Source organism: Roseateles sp. GW821-FHT02E12, assembly GCF_059421665.1.
On the sequence record NZ_JBWKVK010000003.1, the window covers coordinates 630,632 to 646,438 of the forward strand.

At 66.6% G+C, this 15,807-nt stretch carries 15 protein-coding genes; 12 read left to right on the forward strand and 3 right to left on the reverse strand.

Going from position 1 to position 15,807, the window contains the following annotated elements; all coding sequences use genetic code 11:
- Positions 1–41 precede the first annotated feature (41 nt).
- Positions 42–1,019: an NADPH:quinone oxidoreductase family protein gene (locus AC07V5_RS20880; protein WP_495117625.1), complete on the reverse strand. Its 978-nt coding sequence runs from the start codon at positions 1,017–1,019 to the stop codon at positions 42–44.
- 92 nt (positions 1,020–1,111) lie between these two features.
- Between AC07V5_RS20880 and surE the strand changes: the two genes are divergently transcribed.
- The 6 genes from surE to AC07V5_RS20910 all read left to right on the forward strand — a co-directional run bounded on the left by surE (position 1,112) and on the right by AC07V5_RS20910 (position 7,811).
- Positions 1,112–1,855: a 5'/3'-nucleotidase SurE gene (surE, locus tag AC07V5_RS20885; RefSeq protein WP_495117626.1), complete on the forward strand. Its 744-nt coding sequence runs from the start codon at positions 1,112–1,114 to the stop codon at positions 1,853–1,855.
- Positions 1,855–2,658, forward strand: coding sequence for a protein-L-isoaspartate(D-aspartate) O-methyltransferase (locus tag AC07V5_RS20890; RefSeq protein ID WP_495117627.1), 804 nt, complete (start codon positions 1,855–1,857; stop codon positions 2,656–2,658). Before surE ends, AC07V5_RS20890 begins: the two co-directional genes overlap by 1 nt.
- Positions 2,659–2,721: 63 nt before the next feature.
- Positions 2,722–3,600 (forward strand): peptidoglycan DD-metalloendopeptidase family protein, encoded by an 879-nt coding sequence (locus AC07V5_RS20895; protein WP_495117628.1) that lies wholly within the window; start codon positions 2,722–2,724, stop codon positions 3,598–3,600.
- Between the two features lie 42 nt (positions 3,601–3,642).
- Positions 3,643–4,656 carry an RNA polymerase sigma factor RpoS gene (gene rpoS, locus AC07V5_RS20900; RefSeq protein ID WP_495117629.1) on the forward strand — a complete coding sequence of 338 codons (1,014 nt, stop codon included), beginning with the start codon at positions 3,643–3,645 and terminating at the stop codon, positions 4,654–4,656.
- 34 nt (positions 4,657–4,690) lie between these two features.
- The gene (gene rlmD, locus AC07V5_RS20905) at positions 4,691–6,079 is read left to right on the forward strand and encodes a 23S rRNA (uracil(1939)-C(5))-methyltransferase RlmD (protein WP_495117630.1); all 1,389 of its coding nucleotides are present in this window, start codon (positions 4,691–4,693) and stop codon (positions 6,077–6,079) included.
- Positions 6,080–6,290: 211 nt separating this feature from the next.
- Entirely contained in the window at positions 6,291–7,811 is a 1,521-nt protein-coding gene (locus tag AC07V5_RS20910) for a glycoside hydrolase family 5 protein (protein ID WP_495117631.1), read from the forward strand.
- 41 nt (positions 7,812–7,852) lie between these two features.
- Here AC07V5_RS20910 and AC07V5_RS20915 read toward each other — a convergent pair whose 3' ends face one another.
- Complete coding sequence (locus AC07V5_RS20915) at positions 7,853–8,545, reverse strand: Bax inhibitor-1/YccA family protein (RefSeq protein ID WP_495117632.1); 693 nt, start codon at positions 8,543–8,545, stop codon at positions 7,853–7,855.
- Positions 8,546–8,649: 104 nt separating this feature from the next.
- On the opposite strand from AC07V5_RS20915, the gene AC07V5_RS20920 reads away from it, so the two are divergent.
- The 6 genes from AC07V5_RS20920 to AC07V5_RS20945 all read left to right on the forward strand — a co-directional run bounded on the left by AC07V5_RS20920 (position 8,650) and on the right by AC07V5_RS20945 (position 15,352).
- Complete coding sequence (locus AC07V5_RS20920) at positions 8,650–9,051, forward strand: GlcG/HbpS family heme-binding protein (RefSeq protein ID WP_495117633.1); 402 nt, start codon at positions 8,650–8,652, stop codon at positions 9,049–9,051.
- A gap of 191 nt (positions 9,052–9,242) precedes the next feature.
- Positions 9,243–10,403, forward strand: a complete 1,161-nt coding sequence (gene carA, locus AC07V5_RS20925; protein WP_495117634.1) for a glutamine-hydrolyzing carbamoyl-phosphate synthase small subunit — start codon at positions 9,243–9,245, stop codon at positions 10,401–10,403.
- Between the two features lie 13 nt (positions 10,404–10,416).
- A complete protein-coding gene (leuE, locus tag AC07V5_RS20930; protein ID WP_495117635.1) occupies positions 10,417–11,058 on the forward strand; it encodes a leucine efflux protein LeuE in 642 nt (213 codons plus the stop codon).
- Positions 11,059–11,073: 15 nt separating this feature from the next.
- Positions 11,074–14,352: a carbamoyl-phosphate synthase large subunit gene (carB, locus tag AC07V5_RS20935; RefSeq protein WP_495117636.1), complete on the forward strand. Its 3,279-nt coding sequence runs from the start codon at positions 11,074–11,076 to the stop codon at positions 14,350–14,352.
- 77 nt (positions 14,353–14,429) lie between these two features.
- Positions 14,430–14,906, forward strand: a complete 477-nt coding sequence (gene greA / locus AC07V5_RS20940) for a transcription elongation factor GreA (protein WP_495117637.1) — start codon at positions 14,430–14,432, stop codon at positions 14,904–14,906.
- Complete coding sequence (locus AC07V5_RS20945; RefSeq protein WP_495117638.1) at positions 14,906–15,352, forward strand: DUF4149 domain-containing protein; 447 nt, start codon at positions 14,906–14,908, stop codon at positions 15,350–15,352. The genes greA and AC07V5_RS20945 overlap by 1 nt, the downstream gene beginning before the upstream one ends.
- Here AC07V5_RS20945 and AC07V5_RS20950 read toward each other — a convergent pair.
- Positions 15,330–15,803 (reverse strand): YhbY family RNA-binding protein, encoded by a 474-nt coding sequence (locus AC07V5_RS20950; RefSeq protein ID WP_495117639.1) that lies wholly within the window; start codon positions 15,801–15,803, stop codon positions 15,330–15,332. The two genes, AC07V5_RS20945 and AC07V5_RS20950, sit on opposite strands and share 23 nt — an antisense overlap.
- Positions 15,804–15,807 lie beyond the last annotated feature (4 nt).

Genomic DNA, 15,807 nt, shown 5'->3' on the forward strand with positions numbered 1-15,807 from the left:
ACTCAGGCGACTCGCTATAGCCCAAGCCCCCGTTTCAGGCTTCACGAATTGGTAAGAACCAACTTGCCGACCACCTCGCGGGCCGCCATCCGCGCGAAGGCGGCGGGCAGTTCTTCCATCGGCAGCACGCGGTCCAGCACCGGCTTGATCTTGCCGGCGGCGTACCAGGCGGCCAGTTCGCCCAGCATCCTGGCGTTGCGGCCCGGCTCGCGCTTGGCGAACTCGCCCCAGAACACGCCCACCAGCGACGCGCCCTTCAGCAGCGCCAGATTCAGCGGCAGTGCGGGGATGGCCCCCTGCGCAAAGCCGATGACGAGATAGCGGCCGCGCCAGGCAATGGAACGGAAGGCGGCTTCGGCCAGGTCGCCGCCGACGGGGTCGTAGATGACGTCCGGCCCCTTGCCTTCGGTCAGCGCCTTCAACTCGTCGCGCAGGTTCTGCGTTGTGTAGTTGATGGCTGCGTCGGCGCCAAGCGCTTTGCAGGCCTCGCATTTGGCGTCGCTGCTGGCGGCGGCGATGACGCGCGCACCGGCCGCCTTGGCGATCTGGATAGCCGCGGTGCCAACGCCGCCCGCCGCGCCGAGGATGAGCACGGTCTCACCGGCTTGCAGCGCCGCCCGGTCCATCAACGCGTGGTGGCTGGTGGCATAGGTGCAGATGAAGGCCGCGGCGTCCTCGAAGCTGAAGCCATCCGGCAGCGGCATGGCCAGCACGGCCGGGATGCAGACCTCTGTGGCGAAGCCGCCCAGGCCGCCGAAGGCCGCAACGCGCTGGCCCACCGCGAAGCCCTTGACGCCTTCGCCCACCTCGGTGACGACACCCGAGAACTCGGTGCCGGGCACGAAGGGCAGGGGCGGCTTCATCTGGTACTTGTTCTGCACGATGAGCAGGTCAGGAAAGTTCAGGCTGGCGGCGCGGATAGCCACGCGGATCTGGCCCGGGCCCAGCGGCGGCGGCGGCAGTTCGCGCCATTGCAGTGCCTCGACGCCCACCGGGTTCTCGCACAGCCATGCCTTCATCGTCATCTCCTCGTTATGGAAGGGGCCATGATAGGAATCAGAAGGGCTTACACCCGGTCTCGCAGGTGACGCTCTCCCTACAATTGGCAACCATGCGCATTCTGATTTCCAACGACGACGGTTACCTCGCTCCCGGCCTTGCGGCTCTTGTGAAAGCCTGTGAGGGTCTCGGTGACATCGAGGTCATCGCGCCCGAGCAAAACGCCAGCGGCACGTCCAATTCGCTGACGCTGAACCGCCCGCTCAACGTCCACCGCGCCGCCAATGGTTTCCGCTACGTCAGCGGCACGCCGTCGGACGGCGTCCACCTCGCGCTGACCGGCCTGCTGGGCTACCGGCCCGACCTGGTGCTGTCGGGTATCAACAACGGCGCCAACATGGGTGACGACACGCTCTACTCGGGCACGGTTGCCGCGGCCACCGAGGGTTATCTGTTCGGCATCCCGTCCATCGCCTTCTCGCAGGCGGAAAAGGGCTGGGTCGAACTGGAAGCGGCGGCCCGCACGGCGCGCAGCGTCGTCGAGCAGGTCATCGCCGGGGGGCTGGACAAGGGCTTCCTGCTGAACGTCAACATTCCCAACCGGGCCGACGCGGACAAGCTGCCGCGCAAGATCACGCGCCTGGGCCGGCGCCATGCCAGCGAGGGCATCATCGAGCAGATCAATCCGCGCGGCGAAACCATCTACTGGATCGGCCCGGCGGGTGACGCCCGCGACGCCGGCGAGGGCACGGACTTCCACGCCACCGCCAACGGCCAGGTGTCCATCACGCCGTTGCAGGTGGACCTGACCGAGCATTCCTCGCTTGGCGCCTGGGCGCAGCGCCTCGGAATCTGATGTCGTCTCCCAAGCGCTTCCCCGCATCGCTGAAATCGGCCGCCGCGCCGCAGCGCGAGCTGCTGATGCCGCAGCGCCATCTGCACCAGGCGACGAGGGACGCGGCCCGGCTGGCTCGCCCCAGCGGCACCGGCCTGGATAGCGGCGCTGTGCGTGAACGCATGGTGGGCCGGCTGCGTGCCGAAGGAAAGTTCGACGAGCACGTGCTCGCCGCCATGGCCAGCGTGCCGCGGCACGAGTTCGTCGACAGCGCCCTTGCGGCCCAGGCCTACGAGGACACGGCCCTGCCCATCGGCCATGGCCAGACGATTTCAAAGCCCTCGGTCGTTGCCCACATGCTGGGCCTGCTGATGGCCGGTAGCGGCGCCCGCCAGCGTGGCACGCTGGGCCGCGTGCTGGAGATCGGCACCGGCTGCGGCTACCAGGCCGCCGTCATTGCAATGCTGGCGCGCCAGGTCACGTCCATCGAGCGGCTGCAGGGCCTGCACGACAAGGCCAAGCTCAATCTGCAGCGCGTTGCTCTGCCGCGCGCGCCGCGCCTGGTCTGGGGCGATGGCCGCGCCGGCCATTCGGCCAGCGGCCCCTTTGACAGCATCATCGCGGCCGCCGGCGGCGAGGACATTCCGCCCGCCTGGACCGAGCAACTCGCGCCCGGTGGCCGGCTCATCGCGCCGACGGCTTCGGCCGGTCGCGGCCAGGTGCTCGTCGTGCTGGACCATGTTGTTGAAGGCGGCGTCAGCCGCTGGCTGCGCAGCGAGCATGAAGCCGTGCTTTTCGTCCCCCTAAAATCCGGCGTCGTCTGACGGGGCCGCCGGCGCACCGCGCCACACAATCGGGTCGGCCCTCCAACGTGCTTTAGCCACACGATGCCCTCTAGCTTGCGATTCCTATTCGTTGTCACCACCTCGCTGCTGCTCAGCGCCTGCGGCACGTCGCTGCACCGCCCGGCACCGGTCGAGGACCGCAATCCGCAGCCTGCGGTAGCCGCGGCCGTGCCGGCGCCCGCGGCCTCGGCGGCTTCGGCGCCCGACGTCAAGCCGCCGCTGCCGGGTGCCGAGAACGCCGGCAAGCCCGGCTATTACACCGTCAAGCCGGGCGACGCGCTGATCCGCATCGCGCTGGACAACGGCCAGGGCTGGCGCGATGTGGCCAAGTGGAACAACCTCGAGAACCCCAACCGCATCGAGGTTGGCCAGGTGCTGCGCGTCGTGCCGCCGGGCGTGGACCCGGGCTCCGTGACGTCCAAGCCGATCGCGAGCGCCACCAAGGTCGAGTCCCGCCCACTGGACGCGAAGCCGCCGGTCGGCGCCGCGAGCGCACCGGCCACTGCATCCTCGTCGGCCACCGGCAGCGCCGCTGCTGCGACCTCGGAAGAGGATGGCCTGGCCTGGGGCTGGCCGGTCACGCAGTCCATCAGCGCCGGTTTCGACGAGCAGCGCAACAAGGGGCTGGACTTCGCTGGCAAGCCGGGTGACCCGGTTCTTGCTGTCGCCGATGGACGCGTTGTTTACGCCGGTTCGGGCTTGCGCGGCTACGGCAACTTGGTCATCATCAAGCACAACAGCACCTACCTGACAGCGTATGCCCATAACCGGGCGATGCTGGTCGAGCAGGACCAAGTCGTACGCAAAGGTCAGAGGATTGCCGAGATGGGTTCCACCGAGAGTGACACCGTCAAGCTGCACTTCGAAGTGCGCAAGCTCGGCAAGCCTGTCGACCCTTCCAAGCTGCTGCCGCCGCGCTGAAGCTCGGCGAGCCAATCACACAACCCGGCCAGCGACCACGCCATGAAACGCGCTGTGCCCAAGCTCAACGGCCACGACGGCTCCACCCGCGAGCCCGGTGTGCTGTTGTCGGCCTTGAACGGCAACCGTGGCGATTCCGAATCCGGCCCCGAGGCGTCCCCCGATGACGACAGCCAGGTGCTGCGCAGCGCGGGCGACGATGTCGAACTCGGCAACGCGCTGCAGGCCTATCTGCGCGATATCCGCCGCACACCGCTGCTGACGCCCCAGCAGGAGTTCGACACTGCCCAGGCTGCCCGCGGGGGTGATTTCGATGCCCGCCAGGCCATGATCGAGCACAACCTGCGCCTGGTCGTCAGCATCGCCAAGAACTACCTCGGCCGCGGCCTGCCGATGAGCGACCTCATCGAGGAGGGCAACCTTGGCCTGATGCACGCCATCGGCAAATTCGAGCCGGAGCGGGGCTTCCGCTTTTCGACTTACTCGAGCTGGTGGATACGCCAGAGCATCGAACGCGCGCTGATGCACCAGGCTCGCCTGGTGCGGTTGCCGGTGCACATCGTGCGCGAACTCAACCAGGTGTTGAAGGCGCGCCGCGCGCTGGAGGCGCTGCAAAGCGCCAACGGTTCAGAAGGCCGTGTGCGCGCTGAAGACGTTGCCCAGGCGCTGGGCCGGCCCGTTGACGAAGTGGCCGAGCTGCTGGCCTATGCGGAGCTGCCGAGCTCGCTCGATTCGCCGGTGGATCGCAACGGCGAGGGCGGCGAATCCATGCTGGATCTCGTGGCCGATGACCAGGCCATCGACCCGATGGGCTTGCGCCTGTCGCACGAGGTGGAGGAGCTGCTGCAGCATGGCCTCGCCAGCCTGAACGACCGCGAGCGCGAGGTGCTGTCGGGCCGCTACGGCCTGTCGGACCGCGAGCCTGAGACGCTGGACGTGCTGGCCATCCGCCTGAAGCTCACGCGTGAGCGAATCCGCCAGATCCAGATCGAGGCGCTGGCCAAGCTGAAGCGCAACATGATGCGTCATGGCGTCGATCGGGACAGCATCTTCTAGAGGCCCCAGTGCCCACCCGGGATAATCCCGGCCCATGAATCAGACGACGGAATGGCTCAAGGTCGAAAGCATCGAACTTGAGGCGCAAGGCGTGGCGCACAACGCCGAGGGCAAGGTGGTCTTCATCGACGGCGCCTTGCCGGGCGAGATCGTGAAGGCGCAGATCTCACGCCGCAAGAACAACTGGGAGCAAGGCCAGCTCACCGAGATCAAGAAGGAAAGCCCGCTGCGCGTGACGCCGGGCTGCCCGCATTTCGGCCTGCATGCCGGCGCCTGCGGTGGCTGCAAGATGCAGCATCTGCATGCTGGCGCCCAGGTGGCGGTCAAGCAGCGCGTGGTGGAAGACCAGCTCTGGCATCTCGGCAAGGTCAAGCCCGAGGTGCTGCTGCGGCCTATCGAAGGCCCGACCTGGGGCTATCGCTACCGCGCGCGTTTCTCGGTGCGCTATGTGCAGAAGAAGGGCGTCGTGCTGATCGGTTTCCACGAGCGCAAGAGCCGCTACGTGGCCGACATGCAGGTCTGCAAGGTCGTGCCCAAGGTGGTCAGCGACCTGCTGATGCCGATGCGCGAACTCATCATGGCGATGGCCGAGCGCGACCGCCTGCCGCAGATCGAGCTGGCGATGGGCGACGAGGTGATCGCGCTGGTGCTGCGCCACCTGAATCCGCTGCCGGACGGTGACATCGCGTTGCTGCGCGAGTTCGGTGCGAAGCACGGCGTGCAGTGGTGGCTGCAGGCCAAGGGACCGGACACCGTCAAGCTGCTCGACGAAGGCGGCCCGCAGCTGGCTTACAGCCTGCCGGAGTTCGGCGTGACGATGCCGTTCAAGCCGACCGACTTCACGCAGGTGAACCCGCACATCAACGCGACGCTGGTTGGTCGTGCGCTGCGACTGCTGGCTGTCGAGCCCGACGACCGCGTCATCGACTGGTTCTGCGGCCTGGGCAACTTCACCTTGCCGCTGGCCACCAAGGCACGCGAGGTGCTGGGCATCGAGGGCAGCGAGACGCTGGTGCAGCGATCGCGCGAGAACGCGGCGGCCAATGGCCTGGCGCACAAGACCAGCTTCGTGGCGCGCAACTTGTTCGAGATGACGCCCGAGCTGCTGGCGCTGGACGGCACGGCCGACCGCTGGCTGATCGACCCCCCGCGTGAGGGCGCCTTCGCGCTCGCCAAGGCGGTGGCCGACATTGCGCAGGACCCCTCTCTGGCGCCCGGTTGGACGGCCCCGAAGCGCATCGTCTACGTCAGCTGCAACCCGGCAACGCTGGCGCGCGACGCCGGCCTGCTGGTCAACGTGGCCGGCTACCGCTGCACGGCCGCGAGCGCGGTGAACATGTTCCCGCACACGGCGCACGTGGAAAGCATTGCGGTCTTTGAGCGCAATGCTTCAGAGGAGGCTCATATCGCGTCAGCGATGTGATGCCGTAACTCAGCCATCGCCGTTTTTGGCCGCTAAGGCGGTCTTTTCAAGCCCAACCACGTTGCGCCTGCCGGGAAGCCGGCGGGTGCGGCGTTGCCCTGTCCGTGTAAGTCCGGTGTCCCAGTCCGCAGGCTGTAGACAAAATGGATAAACAACGATGTTTAGTTCAAAAGAGAGCTGAACCCACCCTCACCGGAGACAGAGGACAACCATGGGCATTCGATTCCAATTCGCACGCGTGCTGGGCCTGGCCTGCCTGACGCTGGGCCTGTCCGGCACCGCGCTGGCCCAGGCCGACGCCGCGGCGTCCACCACGCTGAAGCGTGGCATCAACATCGTCGGCTACGACCCGATCTGGACCGAGCCGGCCAAGGCGCGCTTCCAGCCGCGCCACATGCAGGCCATCCGCGACGGCGGTTTCGACCACGTGCGCTTCAACCTGCACGCCTTCGCCCACATGGACGCGGAGAACCGCTTGTCTGCGGCGTGGTTCAAGCAGCTGGACGAGCTGGTGGACGCAGGGCTGAAGGCGGGCCTGCAAGTCATCCTGGACGAGCACAACTTCAACGAGTGCGCCAAGGCGGCCGACATCGACCCGTGCCGCGCCCGGCTCAAGGCCTTCTGGCGCCAGGTCGCCACGCGCTACAAGGGCTCGCCGGACGCAGTGATCTTCGAGATCCTGAACGAGCCCAACGGCGCGGCCGACGCCGTCTGGAACGACATGCTGGCCGAGAACCTGGCCATCATCCGCGAGACGAACCCGACCCGGCGCGTCATCGTCGGGCCCAAGGGCTGGAACTCGATGGAGCACCTGGACAGCCTGCGCCTGCCCGAGGCCGACCGGCGCCTCATCGTTACCTTCCACTACTACACGCCGATGGAGTTCACCCACCAGGGCGCGAGCTGGACGCCGCAGTTCCAGAAGCTGTCCGGCGTGACCTGGGGCACCGCGGGTGAGCGCGAGAAGTTGGGCAAGGACCTGGACTTCGTCAAGACCTGGGCGGACAAGACCGGCCGGCCCATCCTGATGGGCGAGTTCGGTGCGCTGGAGAGTGCCGGCATGGCCCAGCGCGTGGCCTGGACGTCCGCCGTGGCCCGCGCCGCCGAGGCACGCGGCTTTGCGTGGTCGTACTGGCAGTTCGACTCCGACTTCGTGCTCTGGGACATGAAGGCCGACAGCTGGGTCAAGCCCATCCACGGCGCGTTGGTGCCCGAGAAGGCGACGGCCGCCGCGCCCGCGGCGAGGGCCACCGACCCCGCGTTGGACTACCTGATCAACACGCCGCGCGTCACGGCCTGGTCGGTTTACGGCGACGGCCAGTCCACCGAGCAGGTGCCCTGCGCGGCGACCGGCAAGGTCTGCCTGCGCGTGGCCTTGCAGTCGTCCAGGCCCAACCCCTGGGACATCGGCGCCGTCGTGCCCTTGCAAGGCAGCATCGCCAAGGGCGACAAGCTGCAGGTCATCGCCTGGGCCCGGCTGGACACCGAGGATGCCAAGGCCAAGGTTGTCGTGCCCATGCTGCTGCAGCTCGGCGCACCGCCCTACACGGCCGTGATCTCGGGCTCGGTGACGCTGACCAGCAAGCTGGAGGCCATTGCCATTGGCGGCGTGGCGGCGGAGAGCTTTGCGGCCGGTGCGGTCAACCTTGCCATGCAACTGGGCCAGATCGGCCAGCCCATCTTGCTGAGCGCGCCCTTCGTGCTGAAGAACTACAAGCCGGCGGCGCAATAAAAAAGGCGGCCGAAGCCGCCTTTGTCGATGAGCCGCGAGACTCAGTCGCGGTCGCCGCCGAAGATGCCCAGCAGCGACAGCAGGCTCTGGAACACGTTGTAGATGTCCAGGTAGATGTTCAGCGTGGCGCTGATGTAGTTGGTTTCGCCGCCGTCGATGACGCGCTTGATGTCGTACAGCATGAAGGCCGAGAACACGCCCAGCATCAGCACCAGGATGGTCAGCATCAGGGCCGACGATTGCAGGAAGATGTTGGCGATGCAGGCCACCATCAGCACGACGGCGCCGACGGTCAGGAACTTGCCCATCGAAGACAGGTCACGCTTGATGACGGTGGCGAGCGTGGCCATCGTGAAGAAGACCGCAGCCGTCCCGCCGAAGGCCGTCATGACCAGCGACGTGCCGTTCTTGAAGCCCAGCACATGGCCCACCAGACGCGACAGCATCAGGCCCATGAAGAAGGTGAAGGCGAGCAGGGCGGCGACGCCGGCGGCGCTGTCCTTGGTCTTCTCGATGACGAACATCAGGCCGAACGCGCCGACGAAGAAGACGATGGCGCTCGTGCCCGCGCCCATCGTGGCGAAAACGCCGGTCGCGACGCCGATCCAGGCGCCCAGCACCGTCGGCACGAGGGACAAGGCCAGCAGCCAGTAGGTGTTGCGCAGCACGCGCTGGCGGTCGGCGGCAAGGCCGACGCCGGCATAGCCGTATTGGGTTTGCAGGCTTTCGTTCATGACGATCCTCCGAAGGACGAATGGAAACTGCGTTGATTCTAGGTCGCCGGCATGGGTCGGGACTGGACGGCTACATTGGGGACTGTCCCTCGGAAAGCAAGACCATGAAACAGCAATCTCAACTCGAACTCGCAGACGTCAAACGCATCGCTGCCGCGGCCGAAGCCCATGCGATCAGCAAAGGCTGGGCGGTTTCCATCGCCATCGTCGACGGCGGCGGCCACCTGCTGTGGCTGCAGCGCCTGGACGGCGCCTCGCCCAGTTCCGCCATGTTTGCGCCGGCCAAGGCGCACACCTCGGCGCTGGGCCGGCGTGAATCCAAGGTCTACGAAGACATGATCAACGGCGGTCGCCAGTCTTTCCTCAGCGTGCCCGGCATGCACGGCCTGCTGGAGGGCGGCGTGCCCATCCTCGTCGACGGCCAGTGCGTCGGCGCCGTGGGTGTCAGCGGTGTCAAGTCCAGCGAGGACGCGGAGATCGCCAAGGCCGGTATCTCGGCGCTCTGAAGTGGCGCTTTGAGGCGTCACGAAGCCGTCGCGGGGCGGTCACGAAGCCTCCGTACTAACCCCAGTCGGCTATACTCGATGGGTTTACCTGAACCCCACGCTGCCCGGCGCCAAACCCCCTCGGTTTCTTCAAGTTGACCCGTCCCAAGGCGGGTTGATGCTGGGCACGCGCCCCACTTGCGGAGACCCTCGTGCTGACTGACCTGCTCCATCCCCCTCAAGCAATCCTGGCTCTGGCGGATGGGACGGTGTTCCGAGGGCAGTCCATTGGCGCGACGGGCCAAACCGTTGGTGAGGTGGTGTTCAACACCGCGCTGTCCGGCTACCAGGAAATCCTGACCGACCCCAGCTACTGCAAGCAGATCGTCACGCTGACGTATCCGCACATCGGCAGCTATGGCGTCAGCGACGAAGACGTCGAGGCGTCCAAGGTCTTTGCGGCCGGCCTCGTCATCAAGGACCTGCCGCTGCGAGCGTCCAACTTCCGCTCCGGCCGCACGCTTGACCAATACCTGCGCGACGAAGGCACGGTCGCCATCGCCGGCCTCGACACCCGCCGGCTGACCCGCGTTCTGCGTACCAAGGGTGCACAGAACGGTTGCATCCTGGCGCTGGCTGCCGGCGAGGCCGTGACGCAGGCCCACATCGACGCCGCCGTTGCCGCCGCCAAGGCCGCGCCGTCCATGGCCGGCCTGGACCTCGCCAAGGTCGTCAGCCGCACCGACAGCGAAGTCTGGACGCAGACCGAGTGGAAGCTCGGCAGCGGCTACGGCACGCAGACCGCGCCGAAGTTCCACGTCGTCGCCTACGACTTCGGCGTCAAGCTCAACATCCTGCGCATGCTGGCCGAGCGCGGCTGCAAGGTCACCGTCGTGCCGGCCGAGACACCTGCCAGCGCCGTGTTCGACCTGGAGCCGGACGGCGTCTTCCTGTCCAACGGCCCTGGTGACCCGGAACCCTGCGACTACGCCATCAAGGCCACGGCCCAGCTGATCGAATCCGGCATCCCGGTCTTCGGCATCTGCCTGGGTCACCAGATCCTGGCGCTGGCCTCGGGCGCCAAGACCTTCAAGATGAAGTTCGGCCACCACGGTGCCAACCACCCGGTGAAGGATCTGGACAGCGGCCGCGTCGGCATCACCAGCCAGAACCACGGCTTCGCGGTCGACCCCGAGACGCTGCCAGCCAACCTGCGCGCCACCCACATCAGCCTGTTCGACGGCACGCTGCAAGGTATCGCCCGCACCGACAAGCCGGCCTTCAGCTTCCAGGGCCACCCGGAAGCCAGCCCCGGCCCGCACGACATCGCCTACCTGTTCGACCGTTTCTTGTCCTTGATGAACAAGTCCTGAAGGAGGCCTTTTCATGTTCGGCATCACCGACCTCGGCACCTTCCTCGCGGCAGCGATCTTCATCATCCTGCTGCCCGGTCCCAATTCGATCTACGTGCTGTCCGTCGCGGCACAGCGCGGCGTTCGCGCCGGTTACACCGCCGCCTGCGGCGTGTTTGTCGGCGACACGGTGTTGATGACTGCCGCTGCCGCTGGCGGCGCATCGCTGCTGATGGCCAGCCCGCAGATCTTCTTCATCGTGAAGATGGTGGGCGCGGTCTACCTGGGCTGGATCGGCATCCAACTGCTGCGCGGTGCGATCGGCACCTGGCGTGGTGACGCCAAGGCGGCGGAGGCACCGCGCGTTGTCGACGCGAGCCAGCCTTTCAAGAAGGCGCTGGTGGTCAGCCTGCTGAACCCCAAGGCCATCGCCTTCCTGCTGTCCTTCTTCATCCAGTTCGTCGACGCGGCCTACCCACATCCGGCGCTGACCTTCTTGATCCTGGGTTCCATCATTCAGGTGCTCAGCTTCATCTATCTCTCGACGCTGATCTTTGCCGGCTCCCGCCTGGCCGCGGCCTTCCGCGCCCGCCGGCGCCTTTCCAGCACTGCCAACGCCAGCGTCGGCGCACTTTTCGTTGGGTTCGGGGCCAAGCTGGCCACGGCCACGCTCTAAGCAGACTCGCAAGCCATGCCAAAACGTACAGACCTCAAGACCATCCTCATCATCGGCGCCGGCCCGATCATCATTGGCCAGGCCTGCGAGTTCGACTACTCGGGCGCCCAGGCTTGCAAGGCGCTGCGCGAGGAGGGCTACAAGGTCGTCCTCGTCAACAGCAACCCGGCGACCATCATGACGGACCCGGACACGGCGGACGTCACCTACATCGAGCCCATCACCTGGCAGGTGGTCGAGAAGATCATCGCCAAGGAGCGGCCCGATGCCGTGCTGCCGACCATGGGTGGCCAGACCGCGCTGAACTGCGCGCTGGACCTGCACAAGCACGGCGTGCTGGCCAAGTACAACGTCGAGATGATCGGCGCCAACGAGCACGCCATCGAGAAGGCCGAGGACCGCCTCAAGTTCAAGGACGCGATGACCAAGATCGGCCTGGGCTCGGCCCGGTCGGGCATCGCCCACTCGCTGGAAGAGGCCTGGGGAGTGCAGAAGCGCATTCACGCCGAGATCGGCGGCGCGGGCTTCCCCATGGTCATCCGTCCCAGCTTCACGCTTGGCGGTTCGGGCGGCGGCATCGCCTACAACCCGGAAGAGTTCGAGACCATCTGCAAGCGCGGCCTGGACCTGTCGCCGACCAACGAGCTGCTCATCGAAGAGAGCCTGATCGGTTGGAAGGAATACGAGATGGAAGTCGTCCGCGACAAGGCGGACAACTGCATCATCGTCTGCTCCATCGAGAACCTGGACCCGATGGGCATCCACACCGGTGACTCCATCACCGTGGCGCCGAGCCAGACGCTGTCGGACAAGGAATACCAACTGCTGCGCAACGCCAGCATCGCCATCCTGCGCGAGATCGGCGTGGACACCGGTGGCTCCAACGTGCAGTTCTCTATCAACCCGAAGGACGGCCGCATGGTCGTCATCGAGATGAACCCGCGCGTGTCGCGCTCCTCGGCGCTGGCTTCCAAGGCGACCGGCTTCCCCATCGCCAAGATCGCCGCCAAGCTGGCCGTGGGCTACACGCTGGATGAGCTGAAGAACGACATCACCGGTGGCATCACGCCGGCGTCCTTCGAGCCCAGCATCGACTACGTCGTCACCAAGATCCCGCGCTTCGCCTTCGAGAAGTTCCCGATGGCCGACTCGCGCCTGACGACGCAGATGAAGTCGGTCGGTGAGGTGATGGCCATGGGCCGCACCTTCCAGGAATCGTTCCAGAAGGCGCTGCGCGGCCTGGAGACGGGCATCGACGGCCTGACCGAACGCTCGACCGACCGCGAAGACATCGTGCAGGAGATCGGTGAAGCCGGCCCCGAGCGCATCCTCTACCTGGCCGACGCCTTCCGCATCGGCATGACGCTGGACGAGATCTACGAAGAGACCGCGGTGGACCCGTGGTTCCTCGCGCAGATCGAGCAGCTCGTGCAGATCGAGCAAGCGATCAAGGGCCGAGGCATCGAGTCCATCACCGAGGCGGAGCTGCGCCTGCTGAAGAGCAAGGGCTTCTCCGACAAGCGCCTGGCCAAGCTGCTGGGCACGCACCAGCACGCCGTGCGCGAACGCCGCCATGCGCTGAACGTGCGCCCCGTCTACAAGCGCGTGGACACCTGCGCGGCCGAGTTCGCCACGCAGACGGCCTACATGTATTCGACGTACGAGGGCGCCGACGCGGAGTGCGAGGCCAACCCGACGGACAAGAAGAAGATCATGGTGCTGGGCGGTGGCCCGAACCGCATCGGCCAGGGCATCGAGTTCGACTACTGCTGCGTGCACGCGGCGCTGGCGATGCGCGAGGACGGCTACGAGACCATCATGGTCAACTGCAACCCCGAGACCGTGTCGACCGACTACGACACCTCGGACCGTCTCTATTTCGAGTCGGTCACTCTGGAAGACGTGCTCGAGATCGTCGACAAGGAAAAGCCGGTCGGCGTCATCGTGCAATACGGCGGCCAGACGCCGCTGAAGCTGGCGCTCGACCTGGAGCGCGCCGGCGTGCCCATCATCGGCACCACGCCCGATTCCATCGACATTGCCGAGGACCGTGAGCGCTTCCAGAAGCTGCTGCACGAGCTGGGCCTGCGCCAGCCGCCCAACCGCACCGCGCGCACCGAAGAACAGGCCGTCGCGCTGGCCAACGAGATCGGCTACCCGCTGGTCGTGCGCCCGAGCTACGTGCTGGGCGGCCGCGCGATGGAAATCGTGCACGGCGACAAGGACCTGGAGCGCTACATGCGCGAGGCCGTGCGCGTGTCCGAGAAGTCGCCGGTGCTGCTGGACCGGTTCCTGGAAGACGCCGTCGAGGTCGACGTGGATTGCATCGCCGACTCTGTTGGCGACGTGATGATCGGCGGCATCATGGAACACATCGAGGCGGCCGGCATCCACAGCGGCGATTCGGCCTGCTCGCTGCCGCCGTACACGCTGGCGGCCGACCTGCAGGACGAGTTGCGCCGCCAGACCGCCGCGATGGCCAAGGCGCTGAAGGTCATCGGCCTGATGAACGTGCAGTTCGCCATCCAGGGCGATGTGACTGCTGGCCTGGCTGCCTGCACGGTCTACGTGCTGGAAGTGAACCCGCGCGCCTCGCGCACGGTGCCTTATGTGAGCAAGGCCACCGGCCAGCAGCTCGCCAAGATCGCCGCACGCTGCATGGCCGGCCAGAAGCTCGTCGACCAGCGTGACCGCAAGGGCCGCGTGCCTGCTGAGGTGATTCCGCCTTACTTCAGCGTCAAGGAAGCCGTCTTCCCGTTCAACAAGTTCCCGGGCGTGGATCCCATCCTCAGCCCCGAGATGCGTTCGACCGGTGAGGTCATGGGCTCGGCCAAGACCTTCGGCGAGGCCATGCTGAAGAGCCAGATCGGCGCCGGCTCACGCCTGCCGCGCCAGGGCAATGTGCTGATCACCGTGAAGAACAGCGACAAGGCCCGCGCCATTGCGGTGGCCAAGGAACTGCACGCGCTGGGCTTCAGCGTCGTCGCGACCCGCGGCACGGCGGCTGCCATCACGGAAGCCGGCGTGCCGGTCAAGCTGATCAACAAGATCAAGGATGGCCGCCCGCACATCGTCGATGCGCTCAAGGGTGGCGACATCCAGCTCGTCTTCACGACGGTGGACGAGACACGCACCGCGATTGCCGACAGCCGCTACATCCGCCAGGCCGCGCTGGCCAGCCGTGTGACGTACTACACGACGATGGCGGGTTGCGAGGCCGCGGTCGAGGGCATGAAACACCGTGACGGTCTGACCGTGCAATCCCTGCAGGAACTGCACGCCGAGCTGATTTAAACTACAGCCTATCGATTCCGCCGCAGCAGCCCGACCGGGCCGCAGCGGCGGAACTCTTTTGCCTTTTGAGTTTTGACATGACGACCATTCCCCTGACCAAGCGCGGCGCCGAGTCGCTCAAAGCCGAGCTGCACCGACTCAAGACCGTCGAGCGTCACGCCGTCGTTCAGGCGATCTCCGAGGCGCGCGCGCAGGGCGACCTGAGCGAGAACGCCGAGTACGACGCGGCCAAGGACAAGCAGGGCTTCATCGAAGGCCGCATCCTCGAGATCGAAGGCAAGCTGGCCGCCGCCCAGATCATTGATCCGTCGACGCTGGACGCCGGTGGCCGCGTGGTGTTCGGTGCGACCGTCGACCTCGAGGAAGAGGCCAGCGGCACGGAAGTGACGTACCAGATCACGGGTGACGACGAGGCCGACATCAAGCAGGGCCGCATCTCGGTGGGCTCGCCGATCGCACGCGCCCTCATCGGCAAGGAAGCCGGCGACGTTGCCGAAGTGCAGGCGCCCGGTGGCGTGAAGCGCTACGAGATCGTCGAAGTCCGCTACGAGTGATGTTTGCCCGGCTCCAAGCCTTGCTGGCCGCCCTCTGGGGCGGCTTTTTGCTTTGTGTGGCCTTCGCTGCGGCGCCCAGCGCCTTCGCGGTGTTGGAGCGGGCTCAAGCCGGCTTGCTGGTCGGGCGGGTGTTCAGCATCGAGGCCCAGGTCAGCCTGGGGGCGGCGCTGATCCTGATGCTGCTGGAGCGTCGCGTTGCGCGTGATGCCGTGGAAGCGGGTGCGGCAAGCAACATCTTCTCGATGGAACTGCTGCTGCCCGCCATCGCGCTGTTCTGCACTATCGCCGGCTACTACGGCCTGCAGCCACTGATGGCGGACGCGAAGGCCGGTGCCGGTATCGCGTCTTTCGGGGCGCTGCATGGCGCCTCGCTGGGCTTCTTCGCAGTCAAGGGCCTCGCCGTGCTGGGCTTGGCCTGGCGTGTCAGTCGGCCACGTTCTTCTTGACGCTCGTCATGCGCCGCTTGGCGCGCTTGAGCTCACCGCCCTGGGCGACGCGCTGGTTGCCCAGCACCTTGAGCTTGGTCACCTGGGGCCGACCATTGCCGCTCTTGGAGAACTTGACGATCTTGACCACGCGCGGACCGGGCCTGGCGTCCGCGCGCTCGGCGGCTGCCTTCTCCGGAATCGGCCGCCACAGCACCAGCAGCTTGCCGATGTGCTGGATGGGCGCAGCGCTCAGCTCGTCGCAGAGCTGGGCGAACATCGCCTCGCGCGCGGTGCGGTCGTCACCCAGCACCCGCACCTTGATCAGGCCATGAGCATTCAGCGCCAGGTCTACTTCCTTGACGACGGCAGGGGTGAGGCCGTCTCCGCCAATCATCACGACGGGGTCGAGATGGTGGGCGTCGGAGCGTTTGTCCTTGCGCTGGGCAGGGGTCAGGATGATTTGAGACATCCCC

What these genes read in the sequence shown, in the direction of transcription:
- AC07V5_RS20880 (WP_495117625.1), bottom strand. Translation starts at nt 1,019, where the DNA reads ATGAAGGCATGGCTGTGCGAGAACCCGGTGGGCGTCGAGGCACTGCAA.
- surE (WP_495117626.1), top strand. Translation starts at nt 1,112, where the DNA reads ATGCGCATTCTGATTTCCAACGACGACGGTTACCTCGCTCCCGGCCTT.
- AC07V5_RS20890 (WP_495117627.1), top strand. Translation starts at nt 1,855, where the DNA reads ATGTCGTCTCCCAAGCGCTTCCCCGCATCGCTGAAATCGGCCGCCGCG.
- AC07V5_RS20895 (WP_495117628.1), top strand. Translation starts at nt 2,722, where the DNA reads ATGCCCTCTAGCTTGCGATTCCTATTCGTTGTCACCACCTCGCTGCTG.
- rpoS (WP_495117629.1), top strand. Translation starts at nt 3,643, where the DNA reads ATGAAACGCGCTGTGCCCAAGCTCAACGGCCACGACGGCTCCACCCGC.
- rlmD (WP_495117630.1), top strand. Translation starts at nt 4,691, where the DNA reads ATGAATCAGACGACGGAATGGCTCAAGGTCGAAAGCATCGAACTTGAG.
- AC07V5_RS20910 (WP_495117631.1), top strand. Translation starts at nt 6,291, where the DNA reads ATGGGCATTCGATTCCAATTCGCACGCGTGCTGGGCCTGGCCTGCCTG.
- AC07V5_RS20915 (WP_495117632.1), bottom strand. Translation starts at nt 8,545, where the DNA reads ATGAACGAAAGCCTGCAAACCCAATACGGCTATGCCGGCGTCGGCCTT.
- AC07V5_RS20920 (WP_495117633.1), top strand. Translation starts at nt 8,650, where the DNA reads ATGAAACAGCAATCTCAACTCGAACTCGCAGACGTCAAACGCATCGCT.
- leuE (WP_495117635.1), top strand. Translation starts at nt 10,417, where the DNA reads ATGTTCGGCATCACCGACCTCGGCACCTTCCTCGCGGCAGCGATCTTC.
- carB (WP_495117636.1), top strand. Translation starts at nt 11,074, where the DNA reads ATGCCAAAACGTACAGACCTCAAGACCATCCTCATCATCGGCGCCGGC.
- greA (WP_495117637.1), top strand. Translation starts at nt 14,430, where the DNA reads ATGACGACCATTCCCCTGACCAAGCGCGGCGCCGAGTCGCTCAAAGCC.
- AC07V5_RS20945 (WP_495117638.1), top strand. Translation starts at nt 14,906, where the DNA reads ATGTTTGCCCGGCTCCAAGCCTTGCTGGCCGCCCTCTGGGGCGGCTTT.
- AC07V5_RS20950 (WP_495117639.1), bottom strand. Translation starts at nt 15,803, where the DNA reads ATGTCTCAAATCATCCTGACCCCTGCCCAGCGCAAGGACAAACGCTCC.